Raw genomic sequence first — 22,958 nt, forward strand, 5'->3', positions numbered from 1 at the left:
CAAATTTTATAGAAATTCACAACCTTTACTCTCAATTTTATAAGTATCAGAAATATTCTACTTTTAGCACATAAACAGGAAAAGAGTCTTTAGCAGAACGATGTATATTACTTATTTTTAACCCGTCATCATCTAATTCCCAGTCTACCTTCTTATGATTCTCCAATAATGTAACTTTCCTGATTTTATCCTTTTCCGAAGAAAAGGAACGCAATGTATAAGAAGCTTTAGTAACATGACGTACGATAATATATACACTTTTACCTCTCATGGTGAAGCGGACATCAGGTACAATATCTTTAGGAGTTCCATCATATACTGCATCGTGAAAAGGTTTCTGTTCAGTATCTTCTACTCTATTTACCGTAAAATCTTCTCCAAAGATACGCCAGGGAGTTGTTCCATAAATAGCCTCGCCATTACTCTTCAGCCACTTATGAAAAGTTTTCAATATTATATCCGTTTGCTCCGGAAAACATCCTGCTTGGTCTGGTCCCACATTCAACAATAAATTTCCACCTTTACTAACAATGTCTACAAAATTTCTGATTAATATATCCGGCTTTTTATAAACAGTATCATAACGATTGTACCCCCAGTTCTTACCCATCGTCAGGCAAGCCTCCCAAGGTTTGTTATTTATGCTGTTAGAAAGTTTCTGTTCGATAATTGAATAGTCTCCTAATCCGTTCCCAATGCGACTATTGATTAAACACCCCGGTTGCAACGAATGAATCAATTCACGTAATTCCTTACTCTGTTGCCTAGTAACCAGTTCAGGCGTATCGAACCAGATAACTGCTATTTCACCGTAATTCGTAAGTAATTCTTTTAATTGTGGTTTTACTTTGCGTTCAATATAAGCCGGTAACTGTTTGCTATCTTCATCCGGATAATCCCAAGTATTGCTGCGGCCTGCTTTTACAGGCCAGTTAGTAGGAACATCCGGATCTTCCCAATCACGTCCTAATGAATAATAAAGTCCCAGCTTGATTCCCTCTTTTTTGCAAACTTCCGCCAGTTCTTTTAAAGGATCTTTGGCAAAAGGAGTACACTTCACTATGTTATAATCACTGCAAGCTGAATTATACATGGCAAATCCGTCATGATGTTTAGTCGTATATACCAAATATTTCATTCCTGCGTGCTTGGCAGCCCGTACCCATTTCTTCGCATCAAATTTTACCGGATTAAAATCTTTGGCTATTGTTGCATATTCTTTTAACGGAATACGCTCATAAAGCATAAAGTGTTCGCCACCTTCGGTTGGATGGCCTTTCCATTCACCGGCTGTCTGAGAATATAATCCCCAATGTATAAACAAACCGAATTTTACATCTTTGAACCAATGCAAATTGTCTTCGGTAGTAGCCATAGAATAATTGGATATAACTGTCAAAAGAACAATTACTATAAAAATTCTTTTCATACAAAACTTATTTTATACAACCATTAATGCCAACGTAAAGAACTTAATCCCAATTTCAAAGAAACATCCGGATTACGTTTATAATAATCTAATACCTCTTTAAGTTCCTTATCTATTTCGTACAATTCATCGATCACATATAAAGTTCCCGAAGGATTGTAAGCTTTATTGTAATCCGAACGTTTCTTATCGGGTTCATATTCTGTACCTACAAATTCAAGGTGAGTATATTTCTTGGAATCCAACAGAAAAGGTTTCCAGAAAACCACACTATTCCGGATAGAAGCTCCCCAATGTACATCCTTCTTATAGAAAGCTTCAGCAGCTTCATAACCTTCATACATCGCCTTCAAATGACAAAGACGAGCGAAGAACAATAAATCATAAGCATGATAAGCAAAAGCATCACGACCGAGTAAATCCGTAGTCGTTCCGTTAGGAAACAGGTTATCCTTCACCCAATCGTCATATGAGGAACGGAATTTATCGACTATAGCCTCATCTTCCAATACCGTGCCGAACAGATAAAATTGATATAACAGACAAGTACCCCAGTTATTGACCCTCAAGTCATTATCTTTAATAAATACCTCCGCCCTCTTACGTAGCCAGGTATCAATCAATTCCCGGTCAGACTGTCCGATTACTTTACGAATCAATGAATAACCTTCGACAGCAATATTATATGATTCTTCATGAATATTTCTTTTCGACAAGGCAACATTGATTTCAGACCATGCTTTCAGATATTCAACCGCTTTATTCAGATACGTCCTATCCTGTGTAAAAGCATACGCGAGACATAATTGATGAATAGCTTTCATTTCATTACTAATGTCTATCTTATCCGGATTTTCATCAATAGATTTAACCGGAGTCGTTTTCCGGTTACTCTCTACAATATTTTTAGCGGGAGTTTCTATCTGTTTGATATACCAATTCATCGGAAAAGCGGTATTATCAGCCTTCTCCAATGCTGTTTTCACTTTATCATAGTTTTCACGTGTGAGCACGACATTCGGAAACATTTTATCCACGTCCGAGGTTTGAGCCTTTACACAAGACATCCCCCATAATAACATACATATTAGAAAACATTTTCCTTTCATCCTTTTCCTCTCCTTCCGTTCTTATAAAATTTCAATATCATCTATGTAACATTTATACTTATTTCCCTCGGCCAAAGTGACTCCCGAACTATATGTCGGCAGAATGACTATGCCTGCTATACCATTCTTCAACTGTGTAGCGGCAGCACTGTATTCTCTTTTACTAAAAGCAAACGTATATGTTTTCCATGCTCCTTCTTCTTTGAAATCAACCAACGAATTGGTTAACAAAACTCCTTCTTCCTGCTCGTAATCATTCACCGAATTAAACCTTCCTATCAGTTTAACTCCTAATTGTTGAGATACTGCTTTGGAAGTACCCTTCCACGTTTCTTTTCCTATCACATTGGCAGGTTGATAAATTCGGAAACGGATTCCTCTTAGTTCATCAATATCTACTGTTTCGGAAAAACGGAATTTCAAACCGTAATTCCGGGCTTCCATCGAAGTATATTCCAGCACTTTGGAGGAAGTGTTTTCTTCACTCTGAACCGGATTATCTATCACTATATGGGAATATGCCCAACGCGGATAATAATCGTCTATCTTACTACTGCCTGAATTGCCATAACGAAAGAAATAGGGGGTTGTATCATACGTTTCAAAGTCGGCGAATAAAGTTCCTTTATCGGGAAGAGGATCTTCTTTATCATCTTTCCCTTCGTTAGAATCAACCGCAGGATCATCGCTTGAACAGGATATAAAAAGTCCCCATAATATAATGAAAAATACATTGTAGCTATATTTCATAATTTACCTTAGATTTTAGTTAATGCCGGAAATTCATGTTTTAAATATAATGAGGGTGCCTTTCCTCGAATGAACTGACACCCTCATCGGTATATACTCGTTATCTCATTCCAAATTTACCACCCTGTGTTCTGTACCAGTTTATGGTTTTTGAAAAGTTCGGTATTCGAAATCGGATAGAAATACATTTTATCCTGAATATTGTAAGTGGCATGCAAAGCTTTCGTATATTGAATAGTACCGTCAGTTTGCTTAACTACTTTCACTTTATAAATATTCTGCATATCATCTAATTCTTTCCAGCGACGAAGATCCCAGAAACGTTGTCCCTCGAATGCAAATTCTACACGGCGTTCGTTTTTCAATCGTTTCAAAAAGGCATCTTTACTCATGTCGGCAGGATACGCCGGCATTTTCACATCTCCACGATTACGTACTTGGTTGACTGCATCGCGTGCACTCAGGCTATAAGAACCTGTGTAGTCAGGATCACCATAAGCATTTACCATTGCTTCTGCATAGTTCAACAGAATTTCTGCATAACGAAACAAGATCCAGTTATGCTGCTGGCTGGTAGTAGTTTCACCCGGTTCAAAAGTGACACTGTTATTCACATATTTTCTCAAGTAATATCCGGTAGTCGTGGCATTTTTTATAGGCTGACCGTTCTTACCTCCTTCAAACACTTCTACCGGGGTCGTTTTAGGCCATGCCATACCATTATATACTACGGTCATTCCCAGACGCGGGTCACGATTCGCATACGGGTCTTTAACCATTTCTGCATTACTCCAGTCAAAAGCTGTACCATCTGTCATTTCATAAGCACTTACCAAGTTTTCTGTCGGACAAGTGGTAGTAGAGCCTTTAGTAACTCCCATCGGGAAGTTTGCAGACTCAAAACTTGTACTTGCTCCCGTGGGACGGCACATGATGACTTCTTTACTTTGGTTATTGGTAGCACCGTACAAATTAGAATATTTCGGGTCCAGACTATATCCTAAAGTACCGGCCTGACTGATAAGATCGTATGCTGCCTGAGCGGCATTTTTCCATTTCTGCGTATCATCGGCAGAATACAAAGGGCTGGCAAGATACAGAGATGCACGAGACTTCAATGCAAGAGCCATACCTTTAGTAGCACGTTGCAAGTTACCTTCTCCACCAGGCATATTATTATAATTAACAGGCAATTTGTCGTTAGCCAGATCAGTACATTCACTGATGATGAAGTTCAGGATAGTAACTGCATCCGAAGGTTCTGCTTCGTTGGCTTCTTCCTGTGTCAGTGTCTTCGTTATCAGAGGTATATTCTGATAACGTTTCACCAACTCAAAGTAATAGAATGCACGCAGAAAGCGAACTTCATGCTCATAATTCAGGTAACTTTTATAATCATCGGCAAAACCGTCGGAATATTTCCATTCATTGAACGTCAGTCCGACACAGTTCTCAAGATAGAAGTTAGCATCATGAATAGCGTTGTAGTAAGTACCGAATACGTCATTGACCGTATAATTGGCTGACCACGTACCATTGACAAAACGTTGGATAGCAGATGATTCGTAAACATGGATAGCATCATCCGTAGCTGCGTCTTGCATAGCTCCCGATGTATTACAGAAGTCATGCGGCAAATAACTATATACCTGTGTAGCCAGTTGTTTCACACGGTCCATGTTATCCAGAATTTGTTGCTTTGAATAATAATCTGTTTCGCTGCAATCCATAAAATCACAAGCTGTGTACAGAGGAGCGGATGTAACCGCAAGCAACAAGGCAATATGTTTGATTTTAAAATACTTCATGTTCATTTTACTTTTTAGAATGATAAGTTAACACCAAAAGTATACTGAGTCATGGTCGGATGATTTGTTCCGATATTTTCAGGATCTAATACTTTAATCTTATCTACACAGAAAAGGTCGTGACCGCGCGCAAAGACTTTGGCACCTTTGATGAATTTGCTCTTCTTCATCATTTCCTGTGAGAAATTATAATAAAGTTCCAATGTACGCAATTTCATATAAGACGCATCAGCCACCCACAAGGAGTTAGTCGTATAGTTATTGGCGGAACCTTCTGAAGTCAGACGCGGATATTTAGCATTCGGAGTATCCGGAGTCCAACGATTGTTATAATATTCGGTGGAAATAGTACTGTTACTAATCAAAGGCCAATACACACTTGAAGTGTTCAAAAGACGGCTCTGATTTCCCGTTCCTTGGAACAAAGCATAGATACCGAAACCTTTATATTCCAGATTCAAGTCGAATGAGTAATAGATTTCCGGCATAGCACTGTATCCTAAAGCTACCTGGTCATAAGCGTCAATAACTCCGTCATTGTTCTGGTCTTTATACTTCAAATCACCCGGACGAACATCTGAAAGGTTTTGTTTAACACCGCGGTTGTCAATTTCTTCCTGACTCTGGTAAATACCTTCCACTTCATAACCGAAGAACTGTCCCAAACGCTTGCCTGTACGTTTCAAGTAGTCATGAGGGCGATATTCTTCGTTCTGGTTAATAATCTTGTTACGGTTGAAAGTCAGCATACCGCCAATTTGATAATTAAAATCACCGATTTTATCCGCCCAGCGTACGCTTGTTTCTACTCCATAACTATTCACAACTCCATTATTGATATTGGGAGCTGTCAAACCAAATATAGAAGACACGGCATTATCTCCGCTTACTAAAATATCCGTGCGGTGATCGTAAAAACCGTCAATAGTAACAGATAACTTGTTGAAAGCTATGAAATCGAATCCTACATTCAATTTGTGAGACTTCTCATAGGTCATGTCAGTGATACCCAGTTGAGTAATTTTCATACCACTGATGCTTGCCGGATTTTTTCCGAAATAATAACTTCCCCCTGTACCATACACATCAAGATAAAGGTCAGTACCATAATCAGCACGTCCGGAAATACCGTAGGAAGCACGAAGTTTCAACAGGTTTAACCAGTCGCTTTTCAAGGCAGCTTCTTCCGACATAATCCATGCGGCACCTACCGACGGAAAGATTCCCCATCTATGTCCCGGTTCCAGAATGCTGGCGGCAGAACCGGATAAAGATGCGTCCAGTACATAACGATGGTCATATACATAATGGGCCTGTGCCACTACATCCATAAATGCCTTCGAGTTGTTCTGACCTTTGGCATTTGTTTTATCCATATTGTATTGCAGAGTTGCAACCAGACTATGCTTATTCCAGTCCTTAGCATAGTTGGCATAGGCCCCAAAATTGAAATGATTGACCGAAGATCCTACACTCTTACTGAATGAAAGAGTACCTTCATTACGTAAAGTATTATAAGTAGTTTCTCCGGTTTCCCAATTCATCGTTGCTTGTTCATATCCGAAGTTCATGGTATTGTTGTCCCAATAAGAAGCACTGTTGTCCAAACCTACCTGAAAGCCTACTGATAATCCTTTCACAAGAGCACTCAAATCTTGATTCAATTTCATATCAGCATACATATTACGGGTTTGAGAGCGAGCATAGCCTCTACCGGAAATACTTGCAATCGGATTGTTGGAATATACAGTTGTACCACCCCATACATTGCGAGACGTTTTTACAGGAAATGCTCCAGAAGGAACTTGATACAATGCACTGAAAATGTTCGATGTCGTTTCTCCCGGACGGTTATGTTCGGAGAAATTTCCAAACAGGTTCAGCTGTACGGTAGTTGTAGGACTGACAGTAATATCCAAATTGGTACGAATATTCAGTTTTGAGTATTTGAACTGAGTGGAGTAACCGTCATTATCACTTGTCGGTTCCAATATACCATTATCATTCAAATAATTCAACTGAGTGAAATAACGTACAAATTCTCCACCACCTCTTGCCGAGAAGGTTACATTGTTTCCATAGCTATGATCTCGTAATGCTTCGTCCCACCAATCTACATTCGGATATACATCCGGATTACTTTGAGTTCTGAAAGCTTCCAGTTCTTTAGCCGAATAACGTGCCGACAATCCATCGTTGGTCAATCCTTCATTCAAAGCTTTGGCATAAGTATATCCATCAACAAATTCCGGCAGACGTTGTGGGGTAGCCATATTGAATTGATAAGAGAAATTAATCTCCGGCTTACCCATCCTTCCACGTTTCGTTTTCACCAAGATAACACCATTGGCACCTTTCATTCCGTAAAGAGCCGTAGAAGCTGCATCTTTTAAAACAGTGACAGACTCTATTTCATCAGCACTTATTTGATCCAGTGAACGTTCAAAACCGTCTACCAATACTAATGGAGTAGTAGAACTGCTGGTTCCATATCCGCGTACTCTCAATGTTGCAGCGTCATTCCAGGCATTATCAGAGTTTTGCAGCACTTGCAATCCAGGAATCAAGCCATAAAGCATATTAGAGTTGTTAATGCTTTTCTTATGCGAAAGTTCCTCCTCACTTGCTACTGCAGTTGCCGTAGTCGATTCTTTCAGATTGAAAGAAATGCCGCGTCCATACTCTATAGCCACTTTACTTTTGCGTGCAAACAAGCTGTCCTGTTCCTGAGCTACAATAGCTACCGGAGAACACAACATACACGCTACTAATAACTTGATACTTTTTCTCATGAGTATATTGTTATTTCTATTTTCTGTTAATATCATTAATTAATTATTCCCAACCCGGATTCTGAACAAGGCCATATCCTTTATTGATTTCTACTGAAGGAAAAGCACTCAAGCACCATCTAGGTTCGAAACCGCTAGTCCACCATACACGCGGATATTTGGTCAATTCATATGGAACAAATTTATATTCGCCTGTATCTTTATGTTTATATACATGCAAACCATGTAACTGCTTCTCAAAAACATTATAAAGCTTCCAACGAATCAAATCAAAGAAACGAACTTCTTCGTAACCGAACTCACAAGCACGTTCACGCAATAAAGCTTCACGAAATTCTTTTTGCCCCAATCCTTTTTTAAGTCCAGGCAAGTTTACACGAGCACGTACTTTATCAACAGCATCGTATGCTTGCGCATTGGGAGAACCATTATACTCATTCAACGCTTCTGCATAACTAAGATAAATTTCTGCTAAGCGCAGGAACGGCCATTGTATAGGACGGTTTTTCCATTCCGTATTCCGATCCAAACCCCATTTACGGCATGCCAGTCCCGTACCCAAACTCAATACATGCGTGCTTCCACCTTGTGCCCAGTCTGCTCCCTGTGGATAATTTACAGGATCACTAGCCAATGCTTCTGTCAATGCAGCTGTTCTACCATTGTATTTGTCTCCATCCAAAATAAATGTTTCATATAAACGAGGATCACGATTCAAAAATGGATTCTTAGCTTGTTCAGGATTATCCCAACTAAAATCAGTACCATCGCTCATCTGGAACATATCAAAGTATTCTTTAGTAGGACAATAACCTCCCCAACGAATAGAATTGCTTAATATCGAATTAGCGTTGGCATTTAATATATTTCTTCTAACAGAAATTAAAGTTTCTGTTGTCCCACGATCATAATATGCACTAGTATATGCCCCACGAACATCAGATGTACCATTATCACCAACTTCTACTAACTTATAATAACCATTTTGATTCAATGCAGTGAAAAACTCTTCACAAGCATTAATAGCATCTTTCCAACGTTCTTTATTATATCCACCAAACCAAGTCATCAAACTAGATGAAGCTTCTCCATCACAGTAGGGAGCATTATCATTGAATAATGGACTGGCTACAAACAGTAAAACACGTGCCTTAAGGGCCATAGCTCCAGCTTTTGTCATGCGACCATCCCAGTTTGCCAAATCATTATCTGATATTCTCCATGGAAAATCAGGACAGTTAATAGCATCGTTAAGCAAACCTATGATAAAATCTACCGTAGCTTGTAAAGTGGCCCTCCCTGGTAGATTCACATCTTCAGGGTCAATAGCGTGATCTACAATAGGCAAAGCACCAAAGTGACGCAACATATGAGAATAATAAATAGCAACTATCATTTTAGCTTCCGCTTTCAGGCGAGATTTTTCAGTTGCATCCATATCAGGTACACGGTCAACATTTTCATAAAGAAGCCAAGCGTGACGGATACCTGTCCACATATGCGAATCAGCATCGTTAAAACGACATTTAGTTCTCTGTCCCGTAGGATATGAACTTTTTCTATCTTCTATAGAAGCATTATAATTACCCGGATAATAAACTTTAGCTAATCCAGAATAACCTACGTTATCATAGTTCAAATCTGTCAAACCTTCAAGAGTCCCCAACCACATTTGCGTCCAATAACCTGAAGTTTCCATTCCATAAGGAAGATATTGATAACTCTTCCACAAGATACGACGGGCGTATTCTGAAGTGGAAAAAATAGTATCAATCGTTACATCTGAACTAGGTGGCTTTTGCAAGAACTTGTCTCCGAAAGCCAAGTCTTCGCAGGAAACCCCGACAAACAAAGTACCCATCAAAAGGGTTGTATATAATAATTTTCTTAATGACCTCATGATTCTACATTATTAAATTAGAAACCAACTTTTAATCCTACATTTACGACTTTGATAAGCGGATAGGCTGTTCCATCCGGATTAGCTTCCGGATCACTTACTTTCAATTTGTCGAAAGTCAGCAGATTATAACCTGAAACAAAGAGCCGAAGTGAACCAATGTGCGCCTTCTTCATTAATGAAGAAGGAAATGAATAACCAAGCTCTATATTTTTCAAACGTACGTAAGATGCATCTCTTAACCACAAATCAGAATCCTGATAATTGTGTGATTTACTCTTAAAGGAAAGCGCAGGTGCTTTAGCAGAATTTCCTTTCTCTGGTGTCCAGGCATCTTCAATCATGTATTTCATGACAGCTGAATTATTACTTTCACCAAACGGTACCCGATACATAGAACTCAAAAGACGAGAAGTTTTGAATGCGGCAGACCAAGTCATACTAAAATCAAATCCTTTCCAAGAGACGCCTAAATTCATACCAGCTGTATAAAGAGGATATTTCGGATAACCGATATCTCTTACATCTTTTTCATCAATTTTTCCATCTTTATTCAAATCTTTGTATTTTACATCACCAGCTAAAGGTACATAACCAGAACCTTGGTCAGGAATCCCTCCTTCAATATTTCCTTTCAGATTCTCATAATTGGCAGCTTCTTCTTCTGTAAAATATCCATCAAAAACATAGCCAAATTGCTGACCGACAGGTTTTCCTTCAGTTTGCATCCATTCATAGGGGTATGTAATCTCATCGATAAATACAACCTTATTCTTAGCGTAGGAAAGATTAGCTCCGATGTTATAACGCACCTCATTGATACGATCTTCCCACTTTAGATTGATTTCATAACCCTTATTATCAACTTTACCAATATTTGCAATAGGCAAGCTAACTGCCAAGTAATCGGGAGTTACAGTTCGTGCCTTTAATATATTTTTACGATGTTCAACAAAATAGTCAAAGTTTAAACTCAATCGATCTTTGAGAAACTTCATATCAACACCATAGTTTTGCTTAGCCGCTGTTTCCCATGTGACATTAGGATTCCCCTTCTTAGATTCTACCGCTCCGGCAATATTAGTTGAAGTATTTATACCAAAATTATAACTTCCTGAGCTAATCAAATATTTATCAGGTAAATATAGAAAACGGGAATAATCACTAACACGATCATTTCCTACAATACCATAAGAACCACGAATTTTAAAGTAATTAATTACCTTCTTTATTGGCTGAAAGAAATTCTCTTCTGAAATAATCCATCCCAATGATCCAGCAGGGAAAAGACCAAATCGTTGTCCCTCTGCAAAGTTTTCAGAACCATTATAACCTAAACTTAAATCTAGCAAATATTTAGTTTTATAATCATAAGTTGCACGTCCTACCAAACCAACATAACTTCTTGGAATACCAATAAATTCTGATGGACTACTACCTTCATAAGGATAATAAGTCATAGATTGATTATACATAGCTAGTGCAGACACGTGATGATTTCCAAAATCACGCTTATAGTTTACAGCAGCCTCTAAATACCAGTTTCTTGTTTGACCTGTACTTTCAGAATATCCCAGCTTTTGGTAATCCTGACTCTTTTTATATATCAGCTCATTATTTGTATTATAAATCGCTTCATATTTATTGGCACGCCCTTCCCGACGCTTTGTGATAGTTACACCACTGTTGTATGCTCCTTTCACATGTACCTTTAACCCTTTAGTTAAAAAATCCAATTTTTGATCTAACTGAAAATCAAAGTTTAATGTGTTTTGAGTACGGTTATTATATCCTTTCCCATAATAAGTATTTAATGCATCATAATAATTACCAATAGAAAAAAGATCAGTATCCGATACTACCCATTTACCATCTACAATACCTGCACCAGCAAAAGGAACAGCGGTATAAATATCCCGAAATAAGTATTTTAACTGCGTGTAAGTACCATTATTGTAATTTGGTTCTTGTTTATCATTAAGATAACCTCCTAAATTAATCTGCATAGAGGTTGTCGAAGTTACATTAATATCCATATTAATACGGTAGTTATAACGATTATACTTAAATCCTTTATCATTACCGTTTTCTTCAAATGTTTTAAAGAGTCCATCTTGAGTAAACACTCCTAATGAAGCAAAATACTTAACTCTTTCCGAACCTCCTGATATATTAAAATTATGTTGTGTTTGTAAAGCTGATTTCTTAATCAACATATCTGTCCAATCAGTATTTGGATACACAAGAGGATCACTATTGGTACGGAATTTCTCAATTATATCAGAAGAAAAAGCTAGTTGATCCTCTGAGACACCATCATGTAGTTGAGCATTATTATAAGCATTTGCATAACCATAGCTATCTGCAAATTCCGGTACTCTTGAAGGCATTTGCCAAGCATAAGTAGTTGAAAAATTTACTTTTGCTTTTCCCGATGTACCACGTTTGGTTGTAACCAGAATGACACCATTTGCACCTCGTACACCAAATACGGCAGTAGCAGAAGCATCTTTCAATACTGTTATACTTTCGACTTCATTCGGATCTAATTGAAAGAAGGAACGTTCTACACCGTCCACCAACATCAAAGGCTGAGATAAGTCAGTACTTAAAGAACCGACACCACGCACATACAAAGTTGCATCATCGGCACCAGGCTGTCCACTAGATTGCACACTGGCCAAACCTGTGACCTTACCGGTCAAAGCATTAGCCATACTTGCAACTGGAGATTTTAATAGTTCTTCATTATTAATAGAAGAAAGAGCACCAGTCACAGTTACTTTCTTTTGAGAACCGTAAGCGATAATTTGTACCTCCTCAAGTTCCTGAACATTCTCATTCAATTTAATTTTCAGACTTCTTTCTCCTTTATAATGGATTTCTTTATTTTCATATCCAATATAAGAAACCACAATAGTAGCTCCTACCGGAACTTTAAGCTTGAAATTACCGTCTGTATCAGTAATAACTCCTGCACTCATGCCTTTTACTGTAACAGTTGCCCCAATCACAGGACCAAAATTATCAGTAACAGTACCAGTAACTTCAATTACCTTCTTTTGTTGTGCTATATCTTGGCCCGTCGAAAAGGAAATAGTTTCCATTTCCGTTGAAAAAGCCGCTTGCCCTACAGACAATGTGGCTGCCAATAGCCATATTCTACAAGGTATTTTCATAGAACTGACTCGTCTTTTCATACACTTTTAATTTTTTAGTAGTTAATAATAAATAAAGGTTAATAACAGAATACTTGTCATGTTAAATACTTAGATAGAATCTTACTATTTGATGGTAAACGAATTGTTGAATGTCTTTTCATACGTAATAGATTTTATTGTTGTTTAACTTTTCGCTTCAAAGGACGCGTTTTATTTTAAATTATATCTGCTAGAATTTTCCTTTATAACTGCACAAATTGTATACGGACGATTTATATTATACCCGGACAATTTATATACATCGAACAACATCCGATATAACTACCTGATTATAAATACAATTACCAGTAAAAGCACATTTTTCCTCCAACTATAATTTAAGTGTTAAACGTAACCGGATAGACTAAGAAAAAATAAAAGGAACACCTTATTAAAGTTGTGCCCCTAGCTACAAATACTGTAATGTGATGAAGTATTTTCCTATGGTTGAAGCATGAAAAGTCGAGAAGTCATTCGCTCTTTTCCTTCCAATTCAATTCGGTCTTTGTATATTCTAACAATGCCGAATGAATTTTTATCCGGAGTTTCAATCATACCTTCTACAGTATTACATGGAATATGATCGAAGTATCCAAAAGCTCCCGAATGATGATGGCCAGAAAATATAGCTTTTACGCAATTATAGCGATTAATAACATCTAATATTTCCATATTATTTAATGCAGTAAATTGACTTCTGGGATATAACGGATGATGACAGAAAATCAATACGTTTCTATTTTTCTTTTCGCTTTTCTTCAAAAGGTTGTCCAGCCACTGCAATTGCCGGCTGCTTACGCCTCCATTCCACCTAGCGCCTTGAATTTCTTTATTTACTTTAATCTGATTCTGTATTCTCAAAAGTTCCTGCTCTTTTGCTGTTCCGACAACATTTGAATAAGCTGCTATTTCGTTTGTATTCAGAAATACAAACACCCAGTTCTTTTTCATAAATGAATAGTATTCTGAAGGCATTTTAAGCTTCTTATATAATACTTTATTATCTGTAATACCTTTATAATCATGATTTCCAGTAGTATGGAATATTTTTTTGTTTAAATGTTTCAGACATATTAATACTGAATCTAAATCTTTTTGATCTCTATCAATGATATCACCCAAATTAACTGTAAACTGTACCTTTTGATTATTAAAATAATCAATACTTTCATGTAATTTACCTAAAGAGTTTCGATAAAATCGAGTTTTTCCAGATTCACAGTCAGCATATTGTGTATCTGCAATCAAACCAAACACGATAAGCGGAGGACTACTTTGAGCAAAAATATTATTTAAGGAGAAGAATATACCTACTATAAATACGGCCCATGAAATATTAATGTTTTTCATTACTTAATTTTATTTGATGTTCATACTTAGTTTATCTCATTCAAATGCCTATTAAGTATTTCTTTATCCATTTATTAACCCATAGGCAAAGGTAGAAAAAAGATACTGAAATGCAAAAAAAGAATTGAATATCATTTCATATACTAAATTTAATCAAATATAGAAATCTTGAATGTGCTGATTAATTCATCAAACTCTTCTTCTTAATATCGAAGATTAATAAAAGAATTTGCTTTAAAATTTAATATCTCTTATCTTTGCTATATCATAACACAAGTATGTATATACTAAATCATTATACAATGAAAACATTCATTCAATGCATAATCTTTGCTATTCTGACATTTACCAGTCCTTTTCTCGATGCCCAAGAGAAAATAATTGTATGTCCGAATGAATTACAACAAGAATGGGCAAATGCCGAAATAGGAGTTATCATTCACTTTGATATGCCGGTATTCCACCCCGACTATAATTGGCGACAATTTGGTACCCATCCTTCACCATCTACATTTAATCCTTCTTCCCTTGATACCGATCAATGGATACACACAGCCAAAAGCCTTGGAGCCAAATATGCAGTGTTAGTAGCCAAACATTGCAGCGGTTTTTCATTATGGCCAACAAAGGCTCATGAATACAGTATAAAAAATTCACCTTACAAAAATGGAAAGGGAGACATTGTAGCCGAATTTGTCGCTTCTTGCCGAAAATACGGAATTAAACCAGGAATCTATGCCAGTACTACTGCTAATGGTTTTCTACATGTCGACAACCCTGGACTTGTCAAGAAAGGAAGTCCGGTCACCCAAGAAGAGTATAACAAAATAGTAGAGACACAATTGACCGAACTTTGGAGTAATTACGGAAAACTGTTTGAAATATGGTTTGATGGCGGCGTACTCTCTCAGCAAAATGGAGGAGCTGATATATTGACACTTATTCAACGTTTACAGCCCAATTCCATTGCATTTCAAGGCCCTTATGGATATCCGAATTTAATCCGCTGGGTAGGTAATGAAGAAGGTAACTCTCCTTATCCCTGTTGGGCAACAGCCGATGCAACAACTTCCGCTGATGGCGTACAGAAGATAAAAGGCTTATACGGTAATCCACACGGAAACTACTGGTGTCCCGGAGAAGCTGATTTCACACTACGCCGTAATGACTCATTCCAAGGTGGTTGGTTTTGGCGCGCTAATGAAGATCATCTGATATTTTCTACTGATGAGCTTTTACTTAAATATGAAACCAGTGTAGGACGTAATACCAATATGCTGCTTGGTTTAGTAATAGATAAGAACGGCTTGGTTCCTGATGCTGATGTAAAAAGAGCGAAAGAATTCGGTGACATTATACGAAAAACATTTTCAAAACCTATCCGAAAAATATCAGGCAAAGGATACGAACTATCTATCCGGTTAAACAAAGAGACCAATATAAGCCGTATCGTATTGTCAGAAGATATAGCATTTGGAGAAAGAGTTCTGAAATATAAACTAAAAGGTCTGTGTAATGGAAAATGGATACAACTTTCTGAAGGAAGTTGTATCGGTCATAAACGGATCGAACACTTTCCAACTCACTCCTTATCTGTTGTAAAGTTGGAAATAGAAGAAGCTAAAGATAATCCGGTCATAAAGTCTTTCGCAATATATTAACACTAAAAAGAAAAGGAGAAACTTATTGTTGTCAAGTTTCTCCTTTTCTTTTTAGATATTTCTTTCAAAGATATCCAGTAAGTAAACCAAAATAATTTCTTATAATCCCAACTTTGCCGAAATCTCCAACATTCGTTGAATCGGCTTCACTGCCTTTTCTGCTACTTCAGGATCCACCGTAATTTCCGGCGATTCATTCTTCAGACACTCATACAGCTTCTCTAACGTATTCAACCGCATAAAGCTACACTCATTACATCCGCACGTACTATCATTAGGAGGAGCCGGAATAAACGTTGTCTGCGGACATTTCTTCTGCATCTCATGCAGAATGCCCGATTCGGTAGCTACGATATATGTGTTTTCGGGATGATTCACGGCGTACTTCAGCAATGCAGCCGTAGAACCTACCACGTCCGCCAGTTTCAGCACCGTACTCTTACATTCGGGATGTGCCAGTACCAATGCTTCCGGATGTTGTGCTTTCAGTTCCACGATCTTTTCAACCGAAAATTGTTCGTGTACATGGCAGGCTCCGTCCCAAAGAAGCATATTCCTGTTCGTAACTGAGTTGATATAATTACCCAGATTCCGGTCCGGACCAAAAATTATTTTCTCATCTTTTGGGAAGCTTTCCACAATCTGCCGTGCATTGGTGGAAGTTACCACCACATCCGTTACCGCTTTAACCGCAGCCGTTGTGTTGACGTACGAAATAACGGTGTGTCCCGGGTGCTCTTTGACAAACTGCGCAAACTTGTCCGCCGGACAACTGTCCGCCAACGAACAACCTGCTTCCATGTCGGGCACCAGCACTTTCTTGTTCGGACAAAGCACCTTCGCCGTTTCACCCATAAAGTGAACGCCGCACATCACAATGATGTCCGCTTCCGTTTTGGCCGCCCATTGAGCCAATGCCAAACTGTCACCGACGTAATCAGCGATGTCTTGTATTTCACCCTTCTGGTAGTAGTGGCCCAGAATGATCGCATTCTTTTCTTTCTTCAGCTTGTTAATAGCCTTTATGAGTTCATTCATAATAATATTCTTATTTCTTCCTTTTTTAAAAAAATCCTTTGTTAGTGATGATTGCCTGTTAATAATGTTAGCAAATAAATCCGTTTTTTCTTGCCGGATAAGTTATTAGTCCATACTTCTGCTTTATAAGTCCGTTATGAACGGGAAAAAAGAAGAAGATTTACTGTCTATCTGCTTTATTATCAATGCAAGCATCGGTCAATGGAAGTTATCTATTAACTCCCTGTTGATAAAGTGCAAAGTTAAAAACTTTATGGATATAAACAGGTAGATAAGTGCTGAAAAATATGTTTATGTCTGCATAGAAAGTTTTGATTTAATTTTTTGGAATGTTCATAATGAAGTCCTCTTATACCTTCTTTTGAATAATGCAAGAATTATTTTTCAAAATCTTTGCCGATAGTTTTGACAGGTTTTAAACTGTTATCAACATCTGTGTTAACAGAAAAGAGTTACCTTTGCAATCGGAATGTAATAAAAGAAAAGACGTATGCGCAAACTGAAAATAACAGAGCTGAACCGTATCAGTGCCGAAGAGTTTAAACAGGCTGAGAAACTGCCTTTGGTGGTAGTGTTGGATGATATTCGTAGTCTGCACAATATAGGTTCGGTATTCCGTACTTCGGATGCTTTTCGTATTGAATGTATTTATTTGTGTGGTATAACGGCAACTCCTCCACATCCCGAAATGCATAAGACAGCATTGGGGGCTGAATTCACTGTCGACTGGAAGTATGTTGATAACGCTGTTGATGCTGTTGATAACCTTCGAAAAGCTGGTTATATGGTCTATTCGGTAGAACAGGCGGAAGGAAGTATCATGCTTGATGAACTGGAATTGGATAAAAGTAAGAAATACGCTATCGTAATGGGAAATGAGGTGAAAGGTGTGCAGCAGGAGGTTATTAACCATTCGGACGGTTGTATCGAAATACCTCAATATGGTACGAAACACTCATTGAATGTTTCTGTAACGACAGGAATTGTGATCTGGGATTTATTCAAAAAACTTCGTTGACAGCTTAAAACCTTATTAGTTAATAAGTGGTTTATAACTAGTTAATAATATAGTTAATTCGCTTATAATCAATATATATATAATTGTTCATAAGTATAGAATCCAAGTTATGTCATTGTACTCTTTATAGGAGGGATATATCCTGTTTACTGGGCATATATATACAGCGTATTGGACATATATGCCCAGCATGGTGGATATATATATACATCACATTGGGTATATATGCCCTGCAAATAGCTTATATATGTCTTGTAAAAACGAAATCGATGTTGGTAAATCAAGGATAATGTTGTAGAAGAAAGTAATAGCTTTACTAACTTTCGGTTAATAAAGTTGGTTAATAAGCATCAGACACGTAATTTAGATTTGTCCGTTCTCTACCAGCAATACTACACGTTCCGTTAGTTTGTCTTCACCTTCCGGATCGTATTCTTTTTTGAGGCTGGCGCCAAACAGTGCAGCAAATGCCTGATAGAATCCGGCTTTGAAAGGTCCCATAAATGCTTTTACCAGTTCATAACTGGTCTGATTACTTTGACGGTCCACTAACTTTATCAACAACTTTCCTTGAGCAAAAGAAAGTTTCTTCATTCGGGCGGTATACTGGTCTTTTAATCCCTTTTCCACCCGTTTAATGTGTTTCTGACGGGCTTTCTCGTTTGGTAATGTTTGCAGATATTCGTAAGTTTCGATAATGGCCTGGTTGATTTCCTTAGAAATAGGATATACTTTTTTCACGTTACGAACAAGTTTGTAATACTCTCTGCGTTCTTTTTCATTTTTGAATTTCAGTGGTCGGAAGATATACACAGTTCTTAGTTGGACACATGGAATCGTATCTCCATTATAGATACACATCGGAACCAAGTATCCATTAATGCTTTGTTTTTCCTGAGCCTGCAGATGCAGTGAACAGTAAAAAACAGCAAACAACGTCATTATTACTATGTTAAGTCTCCTTTTCACATTACAAAAATAGAATTAAAATTTTATTATTCAGATATTTTCTTAGAGCGTTAACCTATTTAAAGTATCTTTGCGCTCTTGTCTGTGAAAAGGCAAGAAGAAAATACACATTTTATTGATGAAAACTACTCAACTATTACGGTTGATAAGTATTATAAACAGCCTGTTCATAATTCCTGCTTGTAGTGCTCAAAACCCTTCAGAAAATCTTATGGAAGAAGTTCTTGAAGATTTATCTGTTAATAATGATATTAATAACTCGGTTAATTCCCTGAATTGGGAAAATGAATTGGAAGAGCTTTCCAACCGTCTGCAGGAGCCTGTTAATTTAAATAGTGCTACCCGTGAACAACTCGAACAATTTCCTTTTTTAAGTGATATTCAGATTGAGCATTTATTGGCTTATATTTATATACATGGGCAAATGGAAACCATTTACGAACTTCAGTTGGTAGAGGAACTGGACAGGCAGACTATTCAGTATTTATTGCCTTTTGTCTGTATAAAAGCTATTAACAATGAGCCTGCTTTTCGGTGGAAAACTATGTTGAAAGATGCAGGAAGGTATGGTAAGAATGAAGTGTTAACTCGCTTGGATATACCATTTTATAAACGAAAAGGTTATGAACATACCTATTTGGGACCTTCTGTTTATAACTCTGTGAAATATACATTTCGATATCGTGACCAGCTTTATGCAGGGGGAGTTGCCGAAAAAGATGCCGGAGAACCTTTTGCTGCTTTGCATAATCGCTACGGATATGATTATTACTCATTTTATTTATTACTTCAGAATTGTGGTCGGTTGAAATCATTGGCTGTTGGTAACTATCGGCTTAGTTTCGGGCAAGGCTTAGTGATGAGTACGGATTATCTAATGGGAAAAACAATATATGCATCCTCTTTCAACAATCGCAGCACTGGAATCAAAAGGCATTCTTCTACGGATGAATATAATTATTTTCGTGGGGTGGCAACTACTGTTGCTTTGACAAAACGTTTATCGGTTTCTGCATTCTATTCACATCGGAATATGGATGGTGTTGTTACGGACGGAGAAATAACATCTGTATATAAAACCGGATTACATAGAAGTCGCAAAGAAGCGGATAAAAAGAACTTGCTCACATCACAGTTAACAGGCGGAAATGTTAGTTATCAACAGAACCATATCCGATTGGGTATCACCGGTGTTTACTATGTTTTCAACCGACCTTATGAACCGGAACTAACAGGTTATTCCAAGTATAATATTCATGGAAATCATTTCTATAATTTAGGGATAGATTATGCTTATCGTTGGCGTCGCTTCTCTTTTCAGGGAGAAACGGCGATAGGAAAACAAGGTTGGGCTTCTTTGAACCGATTACAATACTCGCCGGTTCAAGACATACAGTTTATGTTGATACATCGTTTTTATTCGTATGATTATTGGGCTATGTATGCTCATTCTTTCGGTGAAGGAAGTACGGTTCAAAATGAACAGGGATATTATGTTGGATTAGAAACAACACCTTTCAGCCATTGGAGGTTTTTTGTTTCATTCGATCTGTTTTCTTTTCCCTGGAAGAAATACAGAATTAATAAACCTTCCCGTGGAACGGACGGATTGATTCAGGCAACTTTTACTCCGCGTACTAATTTATCAATGTATCTGAAATATCGTTATAAGCAGAAAGAACGTGACTTGACAGGCAGTAAAGGAACACTAACGCTTCCTATTTTTCATCATCAACTTCGTTATCGTTTGAACTATTCTTTGAATGATGTGTTTAGCAGTCGTACAACTTTAGATTATAATCATTTTCATTCTCAGGACAGAGCTGCTACTAAAGGATATCAGGTTACACAGATGATATCCTCCCAACTGCCTTGGACCAGGCTGTTTGCTGACGTTCAAGGCAGTTATTTTTGTACGGACGATTATGACTCCCGTGTGTATGTATCAGAAAAAGGATTGCTCTATACATTTTATACTCCTTCCTTTCAAGGTCGCGGATTTCGTTGTGCTGTCCGGTTAAGATATGAATTGAATAAACACTGGTTGTTTATAACCAAGTTCGGAGAAACTATCTATCTGAACCGGAATGAAATAGGTTCCGGCAACGATTTAATCTATGGAAATAAAAAAGCAGATATACAAATGCAACTACGTATCAAGTTTTAATGTATATTTGTCTGCCAGAAAATAATAAAAGAATACGAGAATAAATGGATGATAAAGCTGCTTTTGACAGAATGTTTAATGAGTGGTATGCACAATTTGTATATTTTGCATACTATTTTGTAAATGATGTCGAAGTCTGCCGGGATATCGTAAGTGATGTTTTTGAATATTTGTGGCGTAATTATGATAAAATAGAAGAAGTTACAGCGAAAACTTATTTGTATACAATAATTCGTACACGTTGCATTGATTACCTTCGTAAACAAAATATCCATGAAGAATATGTCGAATTTACTTCGCAATTAATCAATAAAATAAAAGAATCGGATTCACAACAACCGGATTCCCGTATTTTATGTATTCGTAAAGCCATGAAAAAGCTGACTCCGTATAATTATTACATTTTGGAAGCGTGTTACATCCATAACAAGAAATATAAGGAAGTGGCCGAGGAACTCAATGTAAGCGTGGCAGCTATTCATAAGAATATAGTAAAAGCTTTGCGTATTCTTCGTGAAGAATTAGGCCAAAAAGGTAACCAAAATGAATTTTAAAACGTATATTATATATCTAATGAATAATCTATGGATGAAAATAATACATATATAAATAAGTCGGAAAAGGAAGCTTTGGAAATAATGGAAAATGTTTCTGATATTACTTCCGATCAATTGCAAGCATTAAGAGAGAATGAGGAATGCTTTCAGACCTGCAGTGATATTGCAGAAGCTGTAATAGGAATGCAAATGGAAAAAAATGCACTTTCCATTAATACACAGCAGGCTTTAGCTGATTTTCATCGAAAACATCTGGACAGGCGAAATAAAAAGCTCTATATTTTATGGACAAGTGTTGCAGGAGTAGCGGCAACAATCATTATTATACTGGTTTTACGCATGATGTCCTTTTCTCCGGAATCGGATATAGAAAGTATTAAAGTTTTTCAGGCAGACCACGCCCCGCAGCAAGTTACTTTGCAGGTTGCCGGTGAAGAAAAAGTTGAACCTTTAAAAAAAGCAGTGCAATCACTTCCCTCTTCTACGGTGAAATTATCACCGCAGAAGATTGCTTATAATACTATTCAGACTGAGAATAAGAAAATAAGAAATAAAAAAGTACAGATACATAGATTAAGTATACCGAGAGGAGAAACTTTTAAGGTAGTTTTATCCGACGGGACTGAAGTACTTTTAAATTCGGACAGTCGCTTGTCTTATCCTACGGTGTTTAAAGGAAAAGAAAGAGTTGTTTCTTTGGAAGGGGAAGCTTATTTTAATGTAACCAAAAACACTGAACATCCTTTTATAGTAAAAAGTGGAAATGTTCAGGTTCGAGTATTAGGAACGGAATTTAATATGTGTAGCTATACCCCCGACAATGTCCGTGTTACCTTAATCGAAGGAAAAGTTGCCGTCAGTGATACCTGTAGTTTACAAACTGTAGAAATGAAGCCGGGGCAAAGTGCACAACTCGTTTCAGACGGAACATTTGCCGTTGACGAAGTTGATACGGAAACATTCTTGTATTGGAAGGAGGGATTCTTTTATTTCGACGATGTAGCATTGGTGGATATGATGAAAGAAATAGGTAAATGGTATAATATAGATATAGAATTTAGAAACAGTGAGATAATGAATCTGCGTATGCATTTTCTGGCAAACCGTCAGCAGAAAGTTTCTGATTTGATTGAGTTGTTAAATCGTATGGAAAGAATTCATGTCTATTTAGAAGGTGAAAGCCTTATTATCGAGTAAAAAACAACTATTC

General features: G+C 37.3%; 15 protein-coding genes. 5 read left to right on the forward strand and 10 right to left on the reverse strand.

Going from position 1 to position 22,958, the window contains the following annotated elements; genetic code table 11:
- Window positions 1-46: 46 nt before the first annotated feature.
- From CGC64_RS03350 to CGC64_RS03385, 8 genes are all read right to left on the reverse strand, one after another.
- On the reverse strand, window positions 47-1,429 hold the full coding sequence (locus CGC64_RS03350) for an alpha-L-fucosidase (protein WP_005676747.1): 1,383 nt from the start codon (window positions 1,427-1,429) through the stop codon (window positions 47-49).
- A gap of 23 nt (window positions 1,430-1,452) precedes the next feature.
- A complete protein-coding gene (locus CGC64_RS03355) occupies window positions 1,453-2,538 on the reverse strand; it encodes an alginate lyase family protein (RefSeq protein ID WP_005676748.1) in 1,086 nt (361 codons plus the stop codon).
- 21 nt (window positions 2,539-2,559) lie between these two features.
- On the reverse strand, window positions 2,560-3,288 hold the full coding sequence (locus CGC64_RS03360; RefSeq protein ID WP_005676749.1) for a hypothetical protein: 729 nt from the start codon (window positions 3,286-3,288) through the stop codon (window positions 2,560-2,562).
- A 116-nt stretch (window positions 3,289-3,404) separates the two neighbouring features.
- Entirely contained in the window at window positions 3,405-5,096 is a 1,692-nt protein-coding gene (locus CGC64_RS03365; protein WP_192913162.1) for a RagB/SusD family nutrient uptake outer membrane protein, read from the reverse strand.
- Window positions 5,097-5,110: 14 nt separating this feature from the next.
- On the reverse strand, window positions 5,111-7,888 hold the full coding sequence (locus CGC64_RS03370) for a SusC/RagA family TonB-linked outer membrane protein (protein WP_005681987.1): 2,778 nt from the start codon (window positions 7,886-7,888) through the stop codon (window positions 5,111-5,113).
- Window positions 7,889-7,931: 43 nt separating this feature from the next.
- Window positions 7,932-9,788 (reverse strand): RagB/SusD family nutrient uptake outer membrane protein, encoded by a 1,857-nt coding sequence (locus CGC64_RS03375; RefSeq protein ID WP_032855076.1) that lies wholly within the window; start codon window positions 9,786-9,788, stop codon window positions 7,932-7,934.
- A 17-nt stretch (window positions 9,789-9,805) separates the two neighbouring features.
- On the reverse strand, window positions 9,806-12,988 hold the full coding sequence (locus CGC64_RS03380; protein WP_005681985.1) for a SusC/RagA family TonB-linked outer membrane protein: 3,183 nt from the start codon (window positions 12,986-12,988) through the stop codon (window positions 9,806-9,808).
- Window positions 12,989-13,429: 441 nt separating this feature from the next.
- Window positions 13,430-14,338: a metallophosphoesterase gene (locus CGC64_RS03385; protein WP_005676755.1), complete on the reverse strand. Its 909-nt coding sequence runs from the start codon at window positions 14,336-14,338 to the stop codon at window positions 13,430-13,432.
- Between the two features lie 302 nt (window positions 14,339-14,640).
- On the opposite strand from CGC64_RS03385, the gene CGC64_RS03390 reads away from it, so the two are divergent.
- Window positions 14,641-15,999 carry an alpha-L-fucosidase gene (locus CGC64_RS03390; RefSeq protein WP_005676756.1) on the forward strand — a complete coding sequence of 453 codons (1,359 nt, stop codon included), beginning with the start codon at window positions 14,641-14,643 and terminating at the stop codon, window positions 15,997-15,999.
- Window positions 16,000-16,098: 99 nt separating this feature from the next.
- Here CGC64_RS03390 and nadA read toward each other — a convergent pair whose 3' ends face one another.
- On the reverse strand, window positions 16,099-17,037 hold the full coding sequence (gene nadA, locus CGC64_RS03395) for a quinolinate synthase NadA (RefSeq protein ID WP_005676757.1): 939 nt from the start codon (window positions 17,035-17,037) through the stop codon (window positions 16,099-16,101).
- Between the two features lie 490 nt (window positions 17,038-17,527).
- Between nadA and CGC64_RS03405 the strand changes: the two genes are divergently transcribed.
- Window positions 17,528-18,055, forward strand: a complete 528-nt coding sequence (locus tag CGC64_RS03405; protein WP_005676758.1) for an RNA methyltransferase — start codon at window positions 17,528-17,530, stop codon at window positions 18,053-18,055.
- A gap of 363 nt (window positions 18,056-18,418) precedes the next feature.
- Here the strand turns inward: CGC64_RS03405 and CGC64_RS03410 are convergent, their stop codons facing one another.
- Window positions 18,419-18,997 (reverse strand): DUF4294 domain-containing protein, encoded by a 579-nt coding sequence (locus CGC64_RS03410; protein WP_005676759.1) that lies wholly within the window; start codon window positions 18,995-18,997, stop codon window positions 18,419-18,421.
- A gap of 145 nt (window positions 18,998-19,142) precedes the next feature.
- Between CGC64_RS03410 and CGC64_RS03415 the strand changes: the two genes are divergently transcribed.
- From CGC64_RS03415 to CGC64_RS03425, 3 genes are read left to right on the forward strand one after another with little or no spacing between them, the layout of a single operon-like run.
- Window positions 19,143-21,191, forward strand: coding sequence for a helix-hairpin-helix domain-containing protein (locus CGC64_RS03415; protein ID WP_005676761.1), 2,049 nt, complete (start codon window positions 19,143-19,145; stop codon window positions 21,189-21,191).
- A 44-nt stretch (window positions 21,192-21,235) separates the two neighbouring features.
- Window positions 21,236-21,745, forward strand: coding sequence for a sigma-70 family RNA polymerase sigma factor (locus CGC64_RS03420; protein ID WP_005676762.1), 510 nt, complete (start codon window positions 21,236-21,238; stop codon window positions 21,743-21,745).
- 30 nt (window positions 21,746-21,775) lie between these two features.
- Window positions 21,776-22,945, forward strand: coding sequence for a FecR family protein (locus tag CGC64_RS03425; RefSeq protein ID WP_005676763.1), 1,170 nt, complete (start codon window positions 21,776-21,778; stop codon window positions 22,943-22,945).
- Window positions 22,946-22,958: the final 13 nt, after the last annotated feature.

This window comes from Bacteroides caccae, assembly GCF_002222615.2.
GTDB lineage: Bacteria > Bacteroidota > Bacteroidia > Bacteroidales > Bacteroidaceae > Bacteroides > Bacteroides caccae.